Annotated in this window: 13 protein-coding genes; 12 read left to right on the top strand and 1 reads right to left on the bottom strand. The window is 70.9% G+C overall.

Going from position 1 to position 13,830, the window contains the following annotated elements; translation table 11 throughout:
• The first annotated feature begins 120 nt into the window (after positions 1-120).
• Genes Rai3103_RS15840 through Rai3103_RS15830 form a run of 3 tightly spaced genes read left to right on the top strand, consistent with a single transcriptional unit; the run spans position 121 to position 3,462 of the window.
• Positions 121-870: a pseudouridine synthase gene (locus Rai3103_RS15840; protein WP_153573379.1), complete on the top strand. Its 750-nt coding sequence runs from the start codon at positions 121-123 to the stop codon at positions 868-870.
• A 57-nt stretch (positions 871-927) separates the two neighbouring features.
• Positions 928-2,364: a Pup--protein ligase gene (gene pafA / locus Rai3103_RS15835; RefSeq protein WP_153573378.1), complete on the top strand. Its 1,437-nt coding sequence runs from the start codon at positions 928-930 to the stop codon at positions 2,362-2,364.
• Positions 2,365-2,421: 57 nt separating this feature from the next.
• Positions 2,422-3,462 (top strand): FKBP-type peptidyl-prolyl cis-trans isomerase, encoded by a 1,041-nt coding sequence (locus Rai3103_RS15830; protein WP_153573816.1) that lies wholly within the window; start codon positions 2,422-2,424, stop codon positions 3,460-3,462.
• A gap of 36 nt (positions 3,463-3,498) precedes the next feature.
• Here the strand turns inward: Rai3103_RS15830 and gluQRS are convergent, their stop codons facing one another.
• Positions 3,499-4,470 (bottom strand): tRNA glutamyl-Q(34) synthetase GluQRS, encoded by a 972-nt coding sequence (gene gluQRS, locus Rai3103_RS18055; protein ID WP_228488993.1) that lies wholly within the window; start codon positions 4,468-4,470, stop codon positions 3,499-3,501.
• Between the two features lie 81 nt (positions 4,471-4,551).
• Between gluQRS and Rai3103_RS18050 the strand changes: the two genes are divergently transcribed.
• Genes Rai3103_RS18050 through Rai3103_RS15780 form a run of 9 tightly spaced genes read left to right on the top strand, consistent with a single transcriptional unit; the run spans position 4,552 to position 13,814 of the window.
• Entirely contained in the window at positions 4,552-5,562 is a 1,011-nt protein-coding gene (locus Rai3103_RS18050) for a helix-turn-helix transcriptional regulator (protein WP_153573377.1), read from the top strand.
• Positions 5,543-6,601, top strand: a complete 1,059-nt coding sequence (locus Rai3103_RS15815) for a helix-turn-helix transcriptional regulator (protein ID WP_153573376.1) — start codon at positions 5,543-5,545, stop codon at positions 6,599-6,601. Before Rai3103_RS18050 ends, Rai3103_RS15815 begins: the two co-directional genes overlap by 20 nt.
• A gap of 10 nt (positions 6,602-6,611) precedes the next feature.
• Entirely contained in the window at positions 6,612-6,917 is a 306-nt protein-coding gene (locus Rai3103_RS15810; RefSeq protein ID WP_153573375.1) for a hypothetical protein, read from the top strand.
• Between the two features lie 17 nt (positions 6,918-6,934).
• Entirely contained in the window at positions 6,935-7,213 is a 279-nt protein-coding gene (gene tatA, locus Rai3103_RS18635; RefSeq protein ID WP_153573374.1) for a twin-arginine translocase TatA/TatE family subunit, read from the top strand.
• A gap of 4 nt (positions 7,214-7,217) precedes the next feature.
• The gene (tatC, locus tag Rai3103_RS15800; RefSeq protein ID WP_228488992.1) at positions 7,218-8,153 is read left to right on the top strand and encodes a twin-arginine translocase subunit TatC; all 936 of its coding nucleotides are present in this window, start codon (positions 7,218-7,220) and stop codon (positions 8,151-8,153) included.
• Positions 8,146-9,129 carry a diacylglycerol/lipid kinase family protein gene (locus Rai3103_RS15795; protein WP_228488991.1) on the top strand — a complete coding sequence of 328 codons (984 nt, stop codon included), beginning with the start codon at positions 8,146-8,148 and terminating at the stop codon, positions 9,127-9,129. The genes tatC and Rai3103_RS15795 overlap by 8 nt, the downstream gene beginning before the upstream one ends.
• Positions 9,130-9,186: 57 nt before the next feature.
• Positions 9,187-12,048: a DEAD/DEAH box helicase gene (locus Rai3103_RS15790; protein ID WP_153573372.1), complete on the top strand. Its 2,862-nt coding sequence runs from the start codon at positions 9,187-9,189 to the stop codon at positions 12,046-12,048.
• A gap of 10 nt (positions 12,049-12,058) precedes the next feature.
• Positions 12,059-12,826, top strand: a complete 768-nt coding sequence (gene hisF / locus Rai3103_RS15785; protein ID WP_153573371.1) for an imidazole glycerol phosphate synthase subunit HisF — start codon at positions 12,059-12,061, stop codon at positions 12,824-12,826.
• Position 12,827: 1 nt separating this feature from the next.
• Positions 12,828-13,814: an NAD(P)-dependent oxidoreductase gene (locus Rai3103_RS15780; RefSeq protein ID WP_153573370.1), complete on the top strand. Its 987-nt coding sequence runs from the start codon at positions 12,828-12,830 to the stop codon at positions 13,812-13,814.
• Positions 13,815-13,830: the final 16 nt, after the last annotated feature.

Below are 13,830 nucleotides of genomic sequence, written 5' to 3'. Positions count from 1 at the left end.
CGTTGCCCTGACCACCACCCGCGCGATGCGTACGCTTGGCCGGTAGTGGCGCCGGTGTCCCGACGCCATCGGGGCCCGGGCGAGCGCCGCGACCGAGACCGAACAACCCGAGGGAGATCGATGAGCGAGACCGACGACGACGAACGCGACGGCATCCGCCTGCAGAAGGTCCTCGCGCAGGCCGGCATCGCCTCCCGCCGAGCCAGTGAGCAACTGATCCAGGCCGGCCGGGTCGAGGTGAACGGCGAACTCGTCACCGAGCAGGGACGTCGGGTCGACCCCGAGAAGGACGAGATCCGCGTCGACGGATCGCGCATCCCCACCGCACGCCGACACGTGTACACCGTGCTCAACAAGCCGCGCGGGGTGGTCTCCACCATGGACGACCCCGAGGGACGCGAGACGCTGACCGACTACATCGACCGTCGCAACGTCCGCCTTTTCCACGTCGGCCGACTGGACACCGAGACCGAGGGCCTGATCATCCTCACCAACGACGGAGAGTTCGCCCACCGGCTGGCCCACCCGTCGTACGAAGTGCCCAAGACGTACGTCGCCCAGGTGCTGGGTCAGGTCTCGCCGCACACGCTGAAGCGGATCCAGCGCGGCATCACCCTGGAGGACGGCCCGGTGCGCCCCGACAAGGTGAAGGTCATGCAGACCATGCCCGATGCCACGCTGCTGCAGATCACCCTGCACGAGGGCCGCAACCGCGTCGTGCGACGGATGATGGAGGCGTTCGGCCACCCGGTGCAGAAGCTCACCCGGATCGCGATCGGCCCGGTGCGCCTCGGTCGCCTGCAGCCCGGGGAGATGCGCGACCTCACCCAGGAGGAGTTGGGCAAGCTGCTCGACCTGGTCGGGATGTGACGCAGGCCCGGATCGGGTGCGGGGGAAGCGGGGGCTGACGGAAGGTCGGGTGGGAAGATGGCGGTGGAACCGGGCGAGGCGCGGACGCGGCGGATCTACGGGCTGGAGACCGAGTACGGACTGACCGGTCGCCCGCGCGGCGATCGCAGGGTCGGGCCGGAGGAGATCGCCCGGCAGATGTTTCGCGGGATGATCGCCTGGGGGCGCTCCAGCAACGTCTTCCTCGCCAACGGTTCCCGCATCTATCTCGACGTCGGGTCGCACCCCGAGTACGCGACGGCCGAGTGTGACGACCTGTACGACCTCGTCGCCCACGACGCCGTCGGCAACCGTCTGGTCGAGGACCTCCGCGGCCTCGCCACCGACCAGCTCGCCGCGGACGGCACCCCGGTCGAGATCTTCCTGTTCAAGAACAACGTCGACTCGGCCGGCAACTCGTACGGCTGTCACGAGAACTACCTCGTCGACCGGGGTGTCGACATCAACCGCTACTACCGCGTGGTGTTGCCGTTCCTGGTGAGTCGCCAGTTGATCGCGGGAGCCGGGCACCTGTCGCGTACGAAGCTCTATGAGCGCCCCGAACGGACCGCCGGAGCGGGTGGCCCGGCCGTGTTCCAGCTGAGCCAGCGGGCCGACCAGATGTGGGACACCGTCTCCTCGGCCACCACCCGGTCGCGGCCGATGATCAACACCCGCGACGAACCGCACGGTGACCCCGAGCTCTACCGGCGCCTGCACGTCATCGTCGGTGACTCGTCGATGTCCCAGACGACCACCCTGCTCAAGGTCGGCGCGACCGAACTGGTGCTGCGCCTGGTGGAGGCGCGTGTCGCCCTGCCCGACCTCACCCTGGACAATCCCAACCTCGCCATCCGCCAGATCTCCCGCGACCTCACCGGCCGCACGCCGGTCGAGCTCGCCAACGGGCGGACGGTGAGTGCCCTGGAGATCCAGCAGGCCTATCTCCAGGCGGTGCTCGACCAGCGCGACCGACTGGGTCCCTTCGCCCCGGGGCTCGAGCATGCCCTGCGGCTGTGGCAGCGGACACTGACCGCGGTCGAGGCGGGGGACATGGACACCTTGTCCCGCGACATCGACTGGGCGATCAAGCATCGCCTGATCACCCGCTACGCGGAGCGCCACAACCTGCCTCCCGACAGTCCACGGCTGGCGCAGCTCGACATGGCGTACCACGACATCGCCGAGGGCCGCGGACTCTTCCGGCTGCTCGACGCCCACGGCGAGGTCAGCCGGATCGTCGATGAGGCACAGGTCGACCGGGCGCTCACCACCCCGCCCCCGACCCGGGCCCGGTTGCGGGGCGCCTTCATCGAGGCGGCCCGGGCCGCCGAGGTGGACTACCTGGCCGATTGGATGCACCTGCGGGTCAATCGCGGCAACCAGACCCGCGCCCTCACTCTCCGCGACCCGTTCCGCGACGTCGACGAGCGCGTCGACGCGCTGATCGCGTCCCTCTCCGAACCGCTCTGGTGACCGCCGCGGGCTCGACCCGCTGTGCTGACTACCCCTCGCGGTAGGCTGCCCGACGTGATGGACTTCCTCCGCTCCCGTCCCACCCGCACCCCCCGACGGCGTCTCGCAATGACCGGTGTCGTCGCGTCGGTCCTCGCTCTGGGGCTCGGCCTCGCCGGCTGCACGAAGGGCACCGGGTCCGCGTCGGCGACCGCGAGCCCCAGCGCCTCGGCCTCGGCGTCCGCCGCCCCCGAGCCGGCCCCGGTGACGAATCTCGACGGGGTGAGCGTCGAGGGGAAGTACGGCGAATCGCCGACCGTGAAGTTCTCACCCTTCACCGTCGCGGACACCCAGTCCAAGGTCATCAGCCAGGGCTCTGGGCCCGAGGTGACGTCGTCCATGACAGTGACGGTCCACTACCAGGGCCTCAACGGGCGTACCGGCCAGGTCTTCGACGCGTCGTACGCGAACGGGAAGCCGACCTCCTTCCAGCTCAGCGGGGTCGTCCCCGGATTCGCCAAGGGACTTGTCGGCAAGAAGCAGGGCTCCCGGGTCCTGCTGGCCATTCCGGGCAAGGACGGCTACGACTCCAGCGGCGGCATCGCCCAAGCCGGGATCCAGGTCGGGGACACGCTCGTCTTCGTCGTCGACATCATCGGCGTTCCGCTGAGCGGCCCCGAGGGCGACAAGGTCACCCAGCCGTCCGGCCAGCCGACGGTGAGTGGCGCGGTGAACGACCCGAAGATCTCCATCCCATCGGGCGCGGCTCCCACCGATCTGGTGGTGCAGCCGCTGATCAAGGGCAAGGGTGACAAGGTCACCGCGAGTTCGACGGTGACGGTCAACTACCGCGGCTGGCTGTGGGACGGCGCTAAGCAGGTCAGCGACACCTACTCGGCGAAGACTGTCAACGGGCAGCAGGTGCCCGCCGCACCCGAGTCGGGGGCACTGACCGACCTGATCAAGGGGTGGCAGACAGCGCTGAAGGACCAACCGGTGGGCAGCCGGATCCTCATCGTCGTCCCACCGTCCCAGGCCTACCCGGACGGAGCGCCCGACCAGGGCATCCCGGCCGGTGCCACCCTCGTCTACGTGGTGGACATCCTCCAGGTGTCCTGACCCGATCAGCAGGGCCCCAGGGCTGCGCCGGCCGCCTCAGGGCGTGGACCCGGCGACCGCGTCGTCCCACACCCAGGGGGTTCGGGGCAGGGCCGCGGGGTCGAAGCGCGCGAGCAGGTCGGTCATCGTGACCGGTTCCCCGGCCTCGGCCAGGCCGAGGGACGCGGCGAGCAAGGAGCGCACCGCCGCACCGTCGACGCCCCGAGCCGTCAGTGCGGCCAGCGTCACGGCGCCGTCCCGCTTCGCCAGCCGTCGGCCCTGCGCGTTCACCACGAGCGGAACGTGGGCGTAGTGGGGGACCCGCCCACCCAGTCGCTCGGTGAGCCAGGCCTGGCGGGGTGAGGACGTCAACAGGTCGTCGCCCCGCACCACCTGGTCCACCCCTTGCGCCACGTCGTCGACCACCACCGCCAGGTTGTAGGCGTACGCCCCGTCGTTGCGCCGCAGGACGAAGTCGTCCACCGGCCCACGAATCGGTCCGGCGAACTCGTCGACGACCTCCACGACCACGTCGCCACCACGGACCCGCAGTGCCGGGTTGCGCTGGGACCCTCGAGCGGCGCGCTCCACCGTGGTGAGGTGGCGGCAGGTGCCCGGGTAGGCGCCCGGCGGCGCATGCGGGGCACTGACCGCTTCGGCGATCTCGCGCCGGGTGCAGAAGCACGGGTACGTGCCGGGGTCCTCGCTCAGCCGGGTCACCGCATCGGCGTACGCCTCGAGACGCTCGGACTGGCGCAGGACGTCCCCGTCGCAGTCCACCCCGATGGCGCGCAGATCAGCGAGCTGGCGGCGGGCCACGGCGGGGTCGTGGGCCACCCTGGCGGTGTCGAGGTCCTCGATCCGGACCAGGAAGCGCCGCCCCGTGTGCCGGGCGAAGAGCCAGGCCAGCAGAGCCGTGCGCAGATTGCCGAGGTGGAGATCGGAGGTCGGGCTCGGAGCGAACCGGCCCGCTCCGATCGCGCCGGCGGTGGACACCCTGGCGGTGTCCGGTGGCTCCCGCGTGGTCACCGGCTGCTCCTCCCGGGTCTGCGTGGTCGCGGCTGTTAGTCTCGCAGTCACGAGGGTAGACCGCGGAACGGGGGAGCGAGGATGGCGCCGAGCAGTGCCGAACGTCGGGTCGGTCTGACGCTGCTGCTGCTGGGTGCCCCGCAACCCCTGACGAAGGCGCGGATCCGTAGCCTCGTCGAGGGATACGCCGACCTGTCCGACGCGGCTTTCAACCAGGCGTTCGAGCGGGACAAGCGCGCTCTGCGGGTCGAGCTGGGCCTCCCGATCGAGACCAGTGGGGCCGGGGAGGACGAGGGCTATCGGATCCGGCTGGGCGACTTCGCCCTCGAGCCGGTGGACCTGGCCCCGGAGGAAGCGGGCGCGGTCGCCCTGGCCGCGCGCAGTTGGCGGGAGGCGGGGATGGCGGCGTCGTCGCAGCGTGCCCTGATGAAGCTGCGCTCCATCGGGGTCGAGCCCGACACGGACGCGTTGGCCTCCCTGTTCACCCCCAGCGATGTGGCCGAGACCCGACCCGAAGCCACCCACGGACTGGCGGTGCTCCGCGACGCCGTCACCAACCGTCGCCGGGTCACCTTTGAGTACGCCGACCGGGGGGTGCGCCATGTCGAGCCATGGGGGCTGGCCATGGCCCACGGGCAGTGGTACCTGTTCGGCGCGGATCTCGACCGGGCCGCGACCCGTCGGTTCAAGCTCGCCCGGATTCAGGGTCGGGTGCGCTCCAGCACGGCGAACTTCACCTTCCCCGAGCCCGATCCGGAGGAGGTCCGGCGGCTGAGCGAACAGATCTCGAGCGAGCACCCCGCCGATGAGGCCGTGCTCGCCCTCCGGCTGGGTCGGGAGGGCGCACTGCACCGGCCCCTGACGCCCGCCGACCGGCAGGCACCGGAGGGATACCGCGCCTGGCGGGTGGCCTACACCTATCGCAAGGGCTTCGTCGGCGAGCTGGCGATGCTCGGCACCGACGTCGTGGTCCTCACCCCGCCGGAGCTGGCGAGCGCCCTGGTGGACCACCTCACCGCGATGCTGCGCGCCGGCCAGGCTGCGGGAGTGGCGGACGGAGGGGAAGTGACCCATGGCGTCGACCGCCACTGAGCAGGTGCCGCGCCTGCTGGCCTTGAGCACCTGGCTGCGCGGGCTGGACGAGACGACCGTCGAGGACGTGGCCCGGGAATTCGGGGTCACGGTCGACCAGGCCCGTGAGGACGTCCGGCTGCTGACCATGTGCCAGCTCCCCGGTCAGCTCGGCTTCTACGTGCTGGACCTCGACTTCGACGCGCTCGAGGAGGGCATCATCCGCCCCTCCCTCGACAACGCCCCGACCATGCCCGCACGCTTCAGCGCCGACGAGGCGGTCACCCTGCTGGTAGGGCTGCAGGTCCTCGCCGAGACGTCGACCGGACGTACGGCGCAGGTGGTGGAATCCGCTCGCGCCAAGATCGCCGCGGTGGCCGGTGAGCACGCCGCCATGGCGGACCGCTTCCGCCTCAAGGTCGCCTCGGGCACCCCGGAGGTCCGCGAGGCGGTGGACCGGGCGCTGGCGGTGCGTCGCAGCCTCGCGCTCGACTACGTCGATGCGCAGGGCCGGGCGTCTCGGCGTACGGTCGACGCCCTCGGCACCAAGGTGGTCGACGGCTACCACTACCTCGAGGCCTGGGATCTCGACCGGGCCGACCGCCGATCCTTCCGGATGGACCGGATCCGCGTCGCCGAGGTGCTCTCCCGCGCCGCCCTCGATCACGGCGGTGCGGCCGAGGGGCCACCGAGCTGGATCCGTCAGCTGGAACACGCCGAGCAGATCCGGCTGTGGGTGCGTCCCGCGGCCAGGTGGCTGGTGGAGTACTACCCGACCACCGAGGTTCGGGCCGTCACTCCCGAGGACGACCTGGGTCCGGACCGAGAGCCGTCCGACGGCGACCTGATCGTCACCCTGGGGGTGCTCGATCCGTCCTGGCTCACCGGGCTGCTGTTGCGTTTCGGTGCGGACGTGGTCCTGCTCGACCCGCCGGACGCCGGTGAGGGCGCCCTCGAACGGGCCCGGGCCACCCTCACCCTCTACGAGAACGCAGCGGGCACACCGCGGACGTCGCGACCGGCTGGTCCGGGCGACGATCAGGGCGCGCAGGTCCGGTAGTCTCACCGCCATGCTCTGGGTCCTCGTGTTCGTCGGTATCGCCCTGCTCGGGCTCGTCGGCCTCGTCGCCTACGTCGTCTGGCTGTGGCACAAGGTGCAGGACCTGCTCAGCGAGGTCGACCACCTCGGGCGCCAGGCTGAGGAGATTCTGAGCCTCCTCGACGAGATCACGCCACTCCCGGCCGGGGGGCCCGTCGGCCGGCCGGGGGAGGTCCCGGACCCCTACGGTGAGCGCGTACCATCGGGTCAGGCGGACCTGGAGTTCGAGCCCGACTTCGCTGGATTCAGCGCCCGGCACGCCACGCACCGTTACTGAACGAGACAGAGGTTCACATGCTCCCCCTCTCCCTTGCAGGCCTCGGCGGACCCGAGCTGCTCATCATCCTTGCGATCGTGTTGCTGATGTTCGGTGGCTCGCGGCTGGCCGGCCTCGGCAAGAGCACCGGCCGGGCGATCCGTGAGTTCAAGGACGAGACCAAGGACCTGCGCCGCGATCCGCAGGCGGTCGGCACCACCGAGCCCACCCCCACTCCCGCCGCCGACGAGGCGAAGCGGACCACCGAGGTCCACGACGCCGAGATCGTCGACCCGGAGCACAAGAAGGACCACTGACCCCGTGGCCAACTGGCTCGACCCCGCCCGGTCCGCTTCGGCGGACGATGCCGGACCGGCCGTGGCGGCCCCGCAGGAGGCGCCGGTGAAGAAGCGGCGCCTCGCCTGGCTGCGTCCTCCCGCCATTTCCGAGGACGGCCGGATGACGCTGGTCGATCACTTCCGGGAGCTCCGCTACCGGGTGATCATGATCGTCGTCCTGATCCTCATCGGCATGGCCGTGACGGCGTTCTTCTACAACGACCTGTACGAGTTCCTGCTGAGGCCGTACCTGCGTGCCGTCCAGGAGCTCAACCGGAGCCGACCCGACCAGCAGGTCATGGTCGTCAACGCCGGTGTGGCGGCCCCGATGACCCTGGCCATCAAGATCGTCGCCATCGCCGGCACCGTGGTGAGCAGTCCCTTCTGGCTCTACCAGATCTGGGCGTTCATCGTGCCGGGCCTGCTGGCGAAGGAACGCCGCTGGACTCTCGGGTTCATCGGCGCCGGTGTCCCGCTCTTCCTGTCGGGCGTCGCGCTGGGCTACTGGGTGCTGCCCAAGGGCCTGGTGGTCCTGCTGGGGTTCACCCCGCAGAACTCGCCGGTCGCGAACATGGTGGAGATGGTGCCGTTCCTGACCTTCATGATCCAGATCATGCTGGTCTTCGGGGTGGCGTTCCTGCTGCCCGTGGTGATCGTCGCGCTCGACTTCGCGGGGGTGATCACCGGCGCCCAGTTGGCGGCCGTACGGTCGTACTCGATCGTGGGGATCTTCATCTTCGCCGCCGTCGCCTCACCGTCGACGGACCCGATCTCGATGCTCGCCCTGGCCGTGCCGATGAGCGTGCTCTACGTCGTGGCCGAGATCATCTGCCGGGTCAATGACAGACGCCGGGCCGGTCGGCTCGCCGCGGCGGAGGCCGCCGAGGTGGAGTCCGGCACGGGGACGGCCGGTGACTGAGGACGCGGCGGTCCTGACGCTGGTCGTCAATCCCAGTGCCGGCCTCGGCCGGGCGCGGAAGTTGCTGCCCAAGGTCGTCACCGAATTGGTCACCTCGTTGCCCGGCGTGGATGTCCGCGTGCACCTCGCGGCCAATTTCGCCGAGGCGGCCGCGCACTGTCGGCGTGCCGTCGCGGCCGCCCGTCCGGGCGAGGGGGACCGCCGTCCCGACGCCCTGCTCGTGATGGGCGGTGACGGGATGATGCACCTCGGCGCGGACGCCTGCGCCGGGACCCCGGTGCCGTTAGGACTCATCCCCGCCGGAACCGGTAACGACTCCTGCCGAGGGCTGGGTCTGCCGCCGGCGAACCCGGTGGCCGCCGCGCGCCTCGTCGTCCGTGGCGCCACCCGGCGGATCGACCTGGCGAGCGTACGCGGCTGTCTGGTCGACCGCGGTGCGACGGGGAAGAGCTTGGAGCACGTGGTCTCGGTCGTCTCGACCGGCTTCGACGCGTTGGTGAACCTGCGCGCGAACCGGACGAGCTTTCCCCGTGGACGGCTTCGCTACGCCTGGTCGGCCACCGTGCAATTGGCGCAGTTCGAACCACTCCCGTACCGGCTCGTCATCGACGGCGAGCGGCGCGACGTCCCGGCCATCCTCGTCGCCGTCGGCAACGCCGGTTACGTCGGCGGGGGGATGGCCATCTGTCCCGATGCCGACGTCACCGACGGGCTGCTCGATCTGACCATCGTTCATCCCGTCAGCAGGGGGACCTTCATCCGGCTCCTGCCGGCGTTGTTCACGGGCGCCTTCGTCCGTGACCCGGCGGTGGAGCAGCTCCGGGCCCGCGAGGTCGTCATCGACGGCGACGGCCTGTATGGGATGGCGGACGGCGACGAGTTGGGCCCGGTGCCGCTCACGGTCACCGCGGTCCCTGATGCGCTGACCATCTTCACCCCGGCCCCGCGCGCCCTCTCCGGTCGGCACCGGCGCTGACCCGGGTGCCGGATCGACACCGGCTCGGCCCACGGGACAGCGCGCTATCGTCGGGACATGGCATCAGCTGAGGAGCTTTCCCCGGCCGAGGCGTACGCCCGCTTCCGGCACCACCAGGCCTTCCCCGAACTCAGGGATTTCGCGAACGGGTACGGCTTCGATTTCGACGAGTACCAGGTCGAGGCCTGCCAGGCCGTCGAGGGGGGATCCGGCGTCCTGGTCGCCGCCCCCACCGGGGCCGGCAAGACGATCGTCGGCGAGTTCGCGGTCCATCTCGCCCTCGCCCAGGGGCGCAAGGCCTTCTACACGACCCCGATCAAGGCGCTGTCCAACCAGAAGTACAACGACCTGTGCGAGCGGCATGGCTCCGACCGGGTCGGCTTGCTGACCGGTGACTCCTCGATCAACTCCGAGGCACCGGTGGTCGTGATGACCACCGAGGTGCTCCGCAACATGATGTACGCCGGGTCGCCCACGCTGCGCGGCCTGGGCTTCGTGGTGATGGACGAGGTGCACTACCTCGCCGACCGGTTCCGTGGCCCGGTCTGGGAAGAGATCATCATCGGACTGCCGGATTCGGTCCAGCTCGTCTGTCTGTCCGCCACGGTGTCCAATGCCGAGGAGTTCGGCGGCTGGCTCGCCGAGGTCCGGGGGGAGATGGAGGTCGTCGTCTCCGAGCGTCGCCCGGTGCCCCTCTACCAGCACGTCATGGTGGGGAACCGGCTGATGGACCTCTTCGCGGATGTGGCGCCGACCGCGGACCTGGAGGACCGGGCCGCCACCTACGACGTCAACCCGGCCCTCGTACGGATCGCCAAGGAGGAGTCCCGCGTCGTCCGGGACGACTCGCGGCGCCCGCGGGGCAGATCCGGCAAGGGCAAGCGGACTTCCGGCACGGCTCAGTACGGCGGCGGCGCCGCCCGCGAGCACCAGGAACGCTCCCGCTACCGGCCGGCCCACCGAGCCGAAGTCGTCCGGGTCCTGGAACGGGCGGACCTGTTGCCCGCGATCGTCTTCATCTTCTCGCGACAGGGCTGTGACGCCGCCGTCCGGCAACTCCAGGCGGCGCACGTGCACCTCACCGCGCCCGACGAGGAGGCGGCGATCCTCGCCATCGCGCAGCGCCACGTCCAGGGATTCAGTCCCGAGGACCTGCAGGCGCTCGGCTACGAACTCTTCCTCGACGGATTGCTGCGCGGTGTCGCCGCCCACCACGCGGGCGTCCTGCCGGCACTCAAGGAATGCATCGAGGAGTGCTTCGAGGCAGGGTTGATCAAGGTGGTCTTCGCCACCGAGACGCTCGCGCTCGGCATCAACATGCCCGCCCGGTCGGTGGTCATCGAGAAGCTGGTCAAGTACAACGGCGAGGCCCACGTCGACATCACGCCGGGGGAGTACACCCAGCTGACCGGCCGCGCCGGGCGCCGCCGCATCGACGTCGAGGGCCATGCCGTGGTGATCTGGCAGCCGGGCATGGACCCCCGCGCCGTCGCCGGCCTGGCGAGCCGGCGGACCTACCCGCTGCGCTCGGCGTTCCGGCCGACGTACAACATGGCCGTCAACATGCTCAACCGGATGCCGCGCTCCCAGGTGCGTACGGTCCTGGAGCTGTCGTTCGCCCAGTTCCAGACCGACCGGTCCGTCGTCGGCCTCGCCCGCCGACTGGCTCGCACCACCGGCGACCACGACGACCTCGCAGCCCAGGCCGCCTGCGATCGGGGCGACTTCATGGAGTACGCCCGCCTGCGCGAGGAGATCCACCTGATCGAGACCACCGCCGTCAAGCAGGACAAGGCGTTCCGCCGCGAGGAGACCGAGCGGCTGCTCACCGGCCTGCGTCCCGGCGACGTCCTCCGGGTCCCCAGCGGCCGCTCGCAGGGATGGGTCGTCGTCCTCGACAACGGCCACATCGACCCGCAGCAGGGGCCGCGCCCGACCGTCATGACCGTGGACCGGCAGGTGCGCCGGCTCTCGCTGACCGACTTCCCGTCCCTCCCGCAGGTGGCCGGCAAGGTACGCGTCCCGAAGCACTTCCAGTCCCGGGACCCTTCGCACCGCCACAGCCTGGCGGCCGCCCTGCGCCAGCGACTCGACCAGTTGGACCCGACCCCACAGCGGACCCGGACCGAGGGATCGCTGAACGACAAGGAGCGGGCTCGGATCGCGGAGCTGCGCGACCAACTCGCCACGCACCCCTGCCACACCTGTCCCGACCGTGAGGTGCACGCCCGCTGGGCCGAGAAGGCACTCAGGGCGGAGAAGGAGGCGCGCCAGCTCGAGCACCAGGTCGCCCGCCGCACCCGTTCCATCGCCGATCGTTTCGACAAGATCTGTACCGTCCTGGGTTCCCTCGACTATGTCCGGGCCGCCGGCACCGACGACCTCGAGGTGACCAAGGAGGGCCGCACGCTGGCCCAGATCTACTCCGAGGACGATCTGGTGGTGGCTGAATGCATCCGCGACGGCGCCTTCGACGGCCTCAGCGCCCCCCAGCTGGCCGCAGTGCTCTCGGTCTTCACCTACGAGCCGCGCAAGGGCGACGAGCACCGCTCGCAGCGGATGCCGGACCTGGTGACCCACGAGGCGTACGAGAACGTGGGCCGGATCGCCCGGCGGATCGCGCTGGTGGAGCGGGACGCCCGGCTGGAGTCCGGTGTCGAGCTGCCGCCGGGGTTCGCTCAGCCGGCCTTCGACTGGTGCGCGGGCCGCCCGCTGGCCGAGGTCCTCGGCCGTGGCGAGATGAGCGCCGGGGACTTCGTCCGCTGGGCCCGACTGGTGATCGACCTGACCGACCAGGTCGCGACGGCCGCAGGCCCAGGCGACCTCCGCGACACCTGCCACGAGGTGCGCCACCGGATGCAGCGCGGGGTCGTCGATGCGGCGATCTCGGCACCCGAGGACGAGGACTGGGACGGCTAGGCTGACCCCCATGAGTGTTGCCATCCGCGTCATCCCGTGCCTTGACGTGCACGACGGGCGCGTCGTCAAGGGAGTGAACTTCCGCGACCTGCGTGACGCCGGTGACCCGGTCGAGCTCGCCGCCCTGTACGGCCGGGAGGGCGGCGACGAGGTCACCTTCCTCGACATCTCCGCCTCACGCGAGGGTCGGGAGACGACCCGCGACGTCGTGCGCCGGACGGCGGAGACGGTCTTCATCCCGCTGACCGTCGGCGGCGGTGTCTCCTCCGTGGAGGACGTCGACGCCCTGCTGCGGACCGGCGCCGACAAGGTGTCGATCAACACCGCGGCGATCCGTCGGCCCGAGGTGATCCGGGAGATCACCGAGCGCTTCGGCAACCAGGTGCTCGTCCTGTCGGTCGACGCGCGCCGCGAGGCCGGGATGCCCTCCGGCTACGGCGTCACCACCCATGGCGGCACCACCTCGGCCGGTATCGACGCCCTGGACTGGGCCCGGCAGGGCGTCGACCTGGGCGCGGGCGAGATCCTGCTCAACTCGATGGACGCCGACGGCACCACGACCGGGTTCGACCTGCAGATGCTGGCCGACGTCCGTCGGGTCGTCGACGTACCGCTGATCGCCTCGGGCGGCGCCGGCACCGTACGCCACTTCGTGGAGGCCGCCGACGCGGGGGCCGACGCACTGCTCGCCGCCAGCGTCTTCCACTTCGGCACGCTGAGCGTCGGTGAGGTCAAGGACGCGCTGGCCGCCGCGGGCCACGTCGTCAGGAGGGCCTGAGATGGCGCGTATCGCCTGGCTGCCGTACGCCGACCGCGAGGAGGCCGAGGGACATCTGGGTCCGCTCCCCGACGGCATCGACGTGGACTTCTTCACGGAGGACGACTGCCGCGACGGCGAGATCCGCTGGCCGGACTCGCTGGCCGAGGTGGAGTTCATGGTGCTGCCCTACCTCTCCGGTACCACGGGCCTGAGCCGGATCGCGGAGATGCCGCGCCTGCGGGTCGTCCAGTCGTTGTTGGCCGGCTACGAGCATCTGCAGCCACTGGTGCCGGAGGGCGTGACCCTGTGCACCGGCGCCGGCATCCATGACACCGCCACCGCCGAGCTCGCCCTCGCGCTGGCCCTGGCCAACCTGCGCGCCATCGACGTGCACGCGCGCAATGGGGCCGATCCGTCCCTGCGTTGGCGCCGGACCATCGGCCGTTCCCTCGCGGACCGTCGTGCGACGATCCTCGGCTACGGACGGATCGGGACGGCGATCGAGCGCCGGCTGGACGGATTCGAGGCGGCCTCGATCACCCGGGTGGCGCGGCGGGAACGTGCCGCCGACGTCGCCACCGGCCAGCCGTACGTGTACCCCTTCGAGCAGTTGCCCGGGTTGCTGGCGGCCACCGACGTGCTGTTCGTGACCTGCCCACTCACCGAGCAGACGGAGCACCTGCTGGATGCCCGGGCACTCGCCCTGTTGCCTGACGGCGCCTTGGTGGTCAATGTCGCCCGGGGACGGGTCATCGACACCGACGCCCTGCTCACCGAGTGCGCGACCGGCCGGCTGCGCGCCGCCCTCGATGTCACCGAGCCCGAGCCGCTGCCCGCGGACCACCCGCTCTGGACCACCCCCGGGGTGACGATCACCCCGCACGTGGGAGGCTGGTCCGAAGCCTTCCAACCCCGCGCGGATGCCTTGATCGCCGCCCAGCTGCGCCGCTGGGCCGACGGGGAACCGCTGCGGAACGCCCTGCCGACCACGGGGACCGCGCGGTGAGGTCCGCGCGGCTCCC

The organism is Raineyella fluvialis, from assembly GCF_009646095.1.
In the GTDB taxonomy this organism is placed as follows: domain Bacteria; phylum Actinomycetota; class Actinomycetes; order Propionibacteriales; family Propionibacteriaceae; genus Raineyella; species Raineyella fluvialis.
The sequence above is the reverse complement of the archived record's forward strand: the minus strand, read 5'-3'. Positions and strand labels throughout refer to the sequence as shown.

Coding starts and splice junctions, on each gene's coding strand:
- Rai3103_RS15840 (WP_153573379.1), top strand. CDS start 121: ATGAGCGAGACCGACGACGACGAACGCGACGGCATCCGCCTGCAGAAG.
- pafA (WP_153573378.1), top strand. CDS start 928: ATGGCGGTGGAACCGGGCGAGGCGCGGACGCGGCGGATCTACGGGCTG.
- Rai3103_RS15830 (WP_153573816.1), top strand. CDS start 2,422: ATGGACTTCCTCCGCTCCCGTCCCACCCGCACCCCCCGACGGCGTCTC.
- Rai3103_RS18050 (WP_153573377.1), top strand. CDS start 4,552: ATGGCGCCGAGCAGTGCCGAACGTCGGGTCGGTCTGACGCTGCTGCTG.
- Rai3103_RS15815 (WP_153573376.1), top strand. CDS start 5,543: ATGGCGTCGACCGCCACTGAGCAGGTGCCGCGCCTGCTGGCCTTGAGC.
- Rai3103_RS15810 (WP_153573375.1), top strand. CDS start 6,612: ATGCTCTGGGTCCTCGTGTTCGTCGGTATCGCCCTGCTCGGGCTCGTC.
- tatA (WP_153573374.1), top strand. CDS start 6,935: ATGCTCCCCCTCTCCCTTGCAGGCCTCGGCGGACCCGAGCTGCTCATC.
- Rai3103_RS15790 (WP_153573372.1), top strand. CDS start 9,187: ATGGCATCAGCTGAGGAGCTTTCCCCGGCCGAGGCGTACGCCCGCTTC.
- hisF (WP_153573371.1), top strand. CDS start 12,059: ATGAGTGTTGCCATCCGCGTCATCCCGTGCCTTGACGTGCACGACGGG.
- Rai3103_RS15780 (WP_153573370.1), top strand. CDS start 12,828: ATGGCGCGTATCGCCTGGCTGCCGTACGCCGACCGCGAGGAGGCCGAG.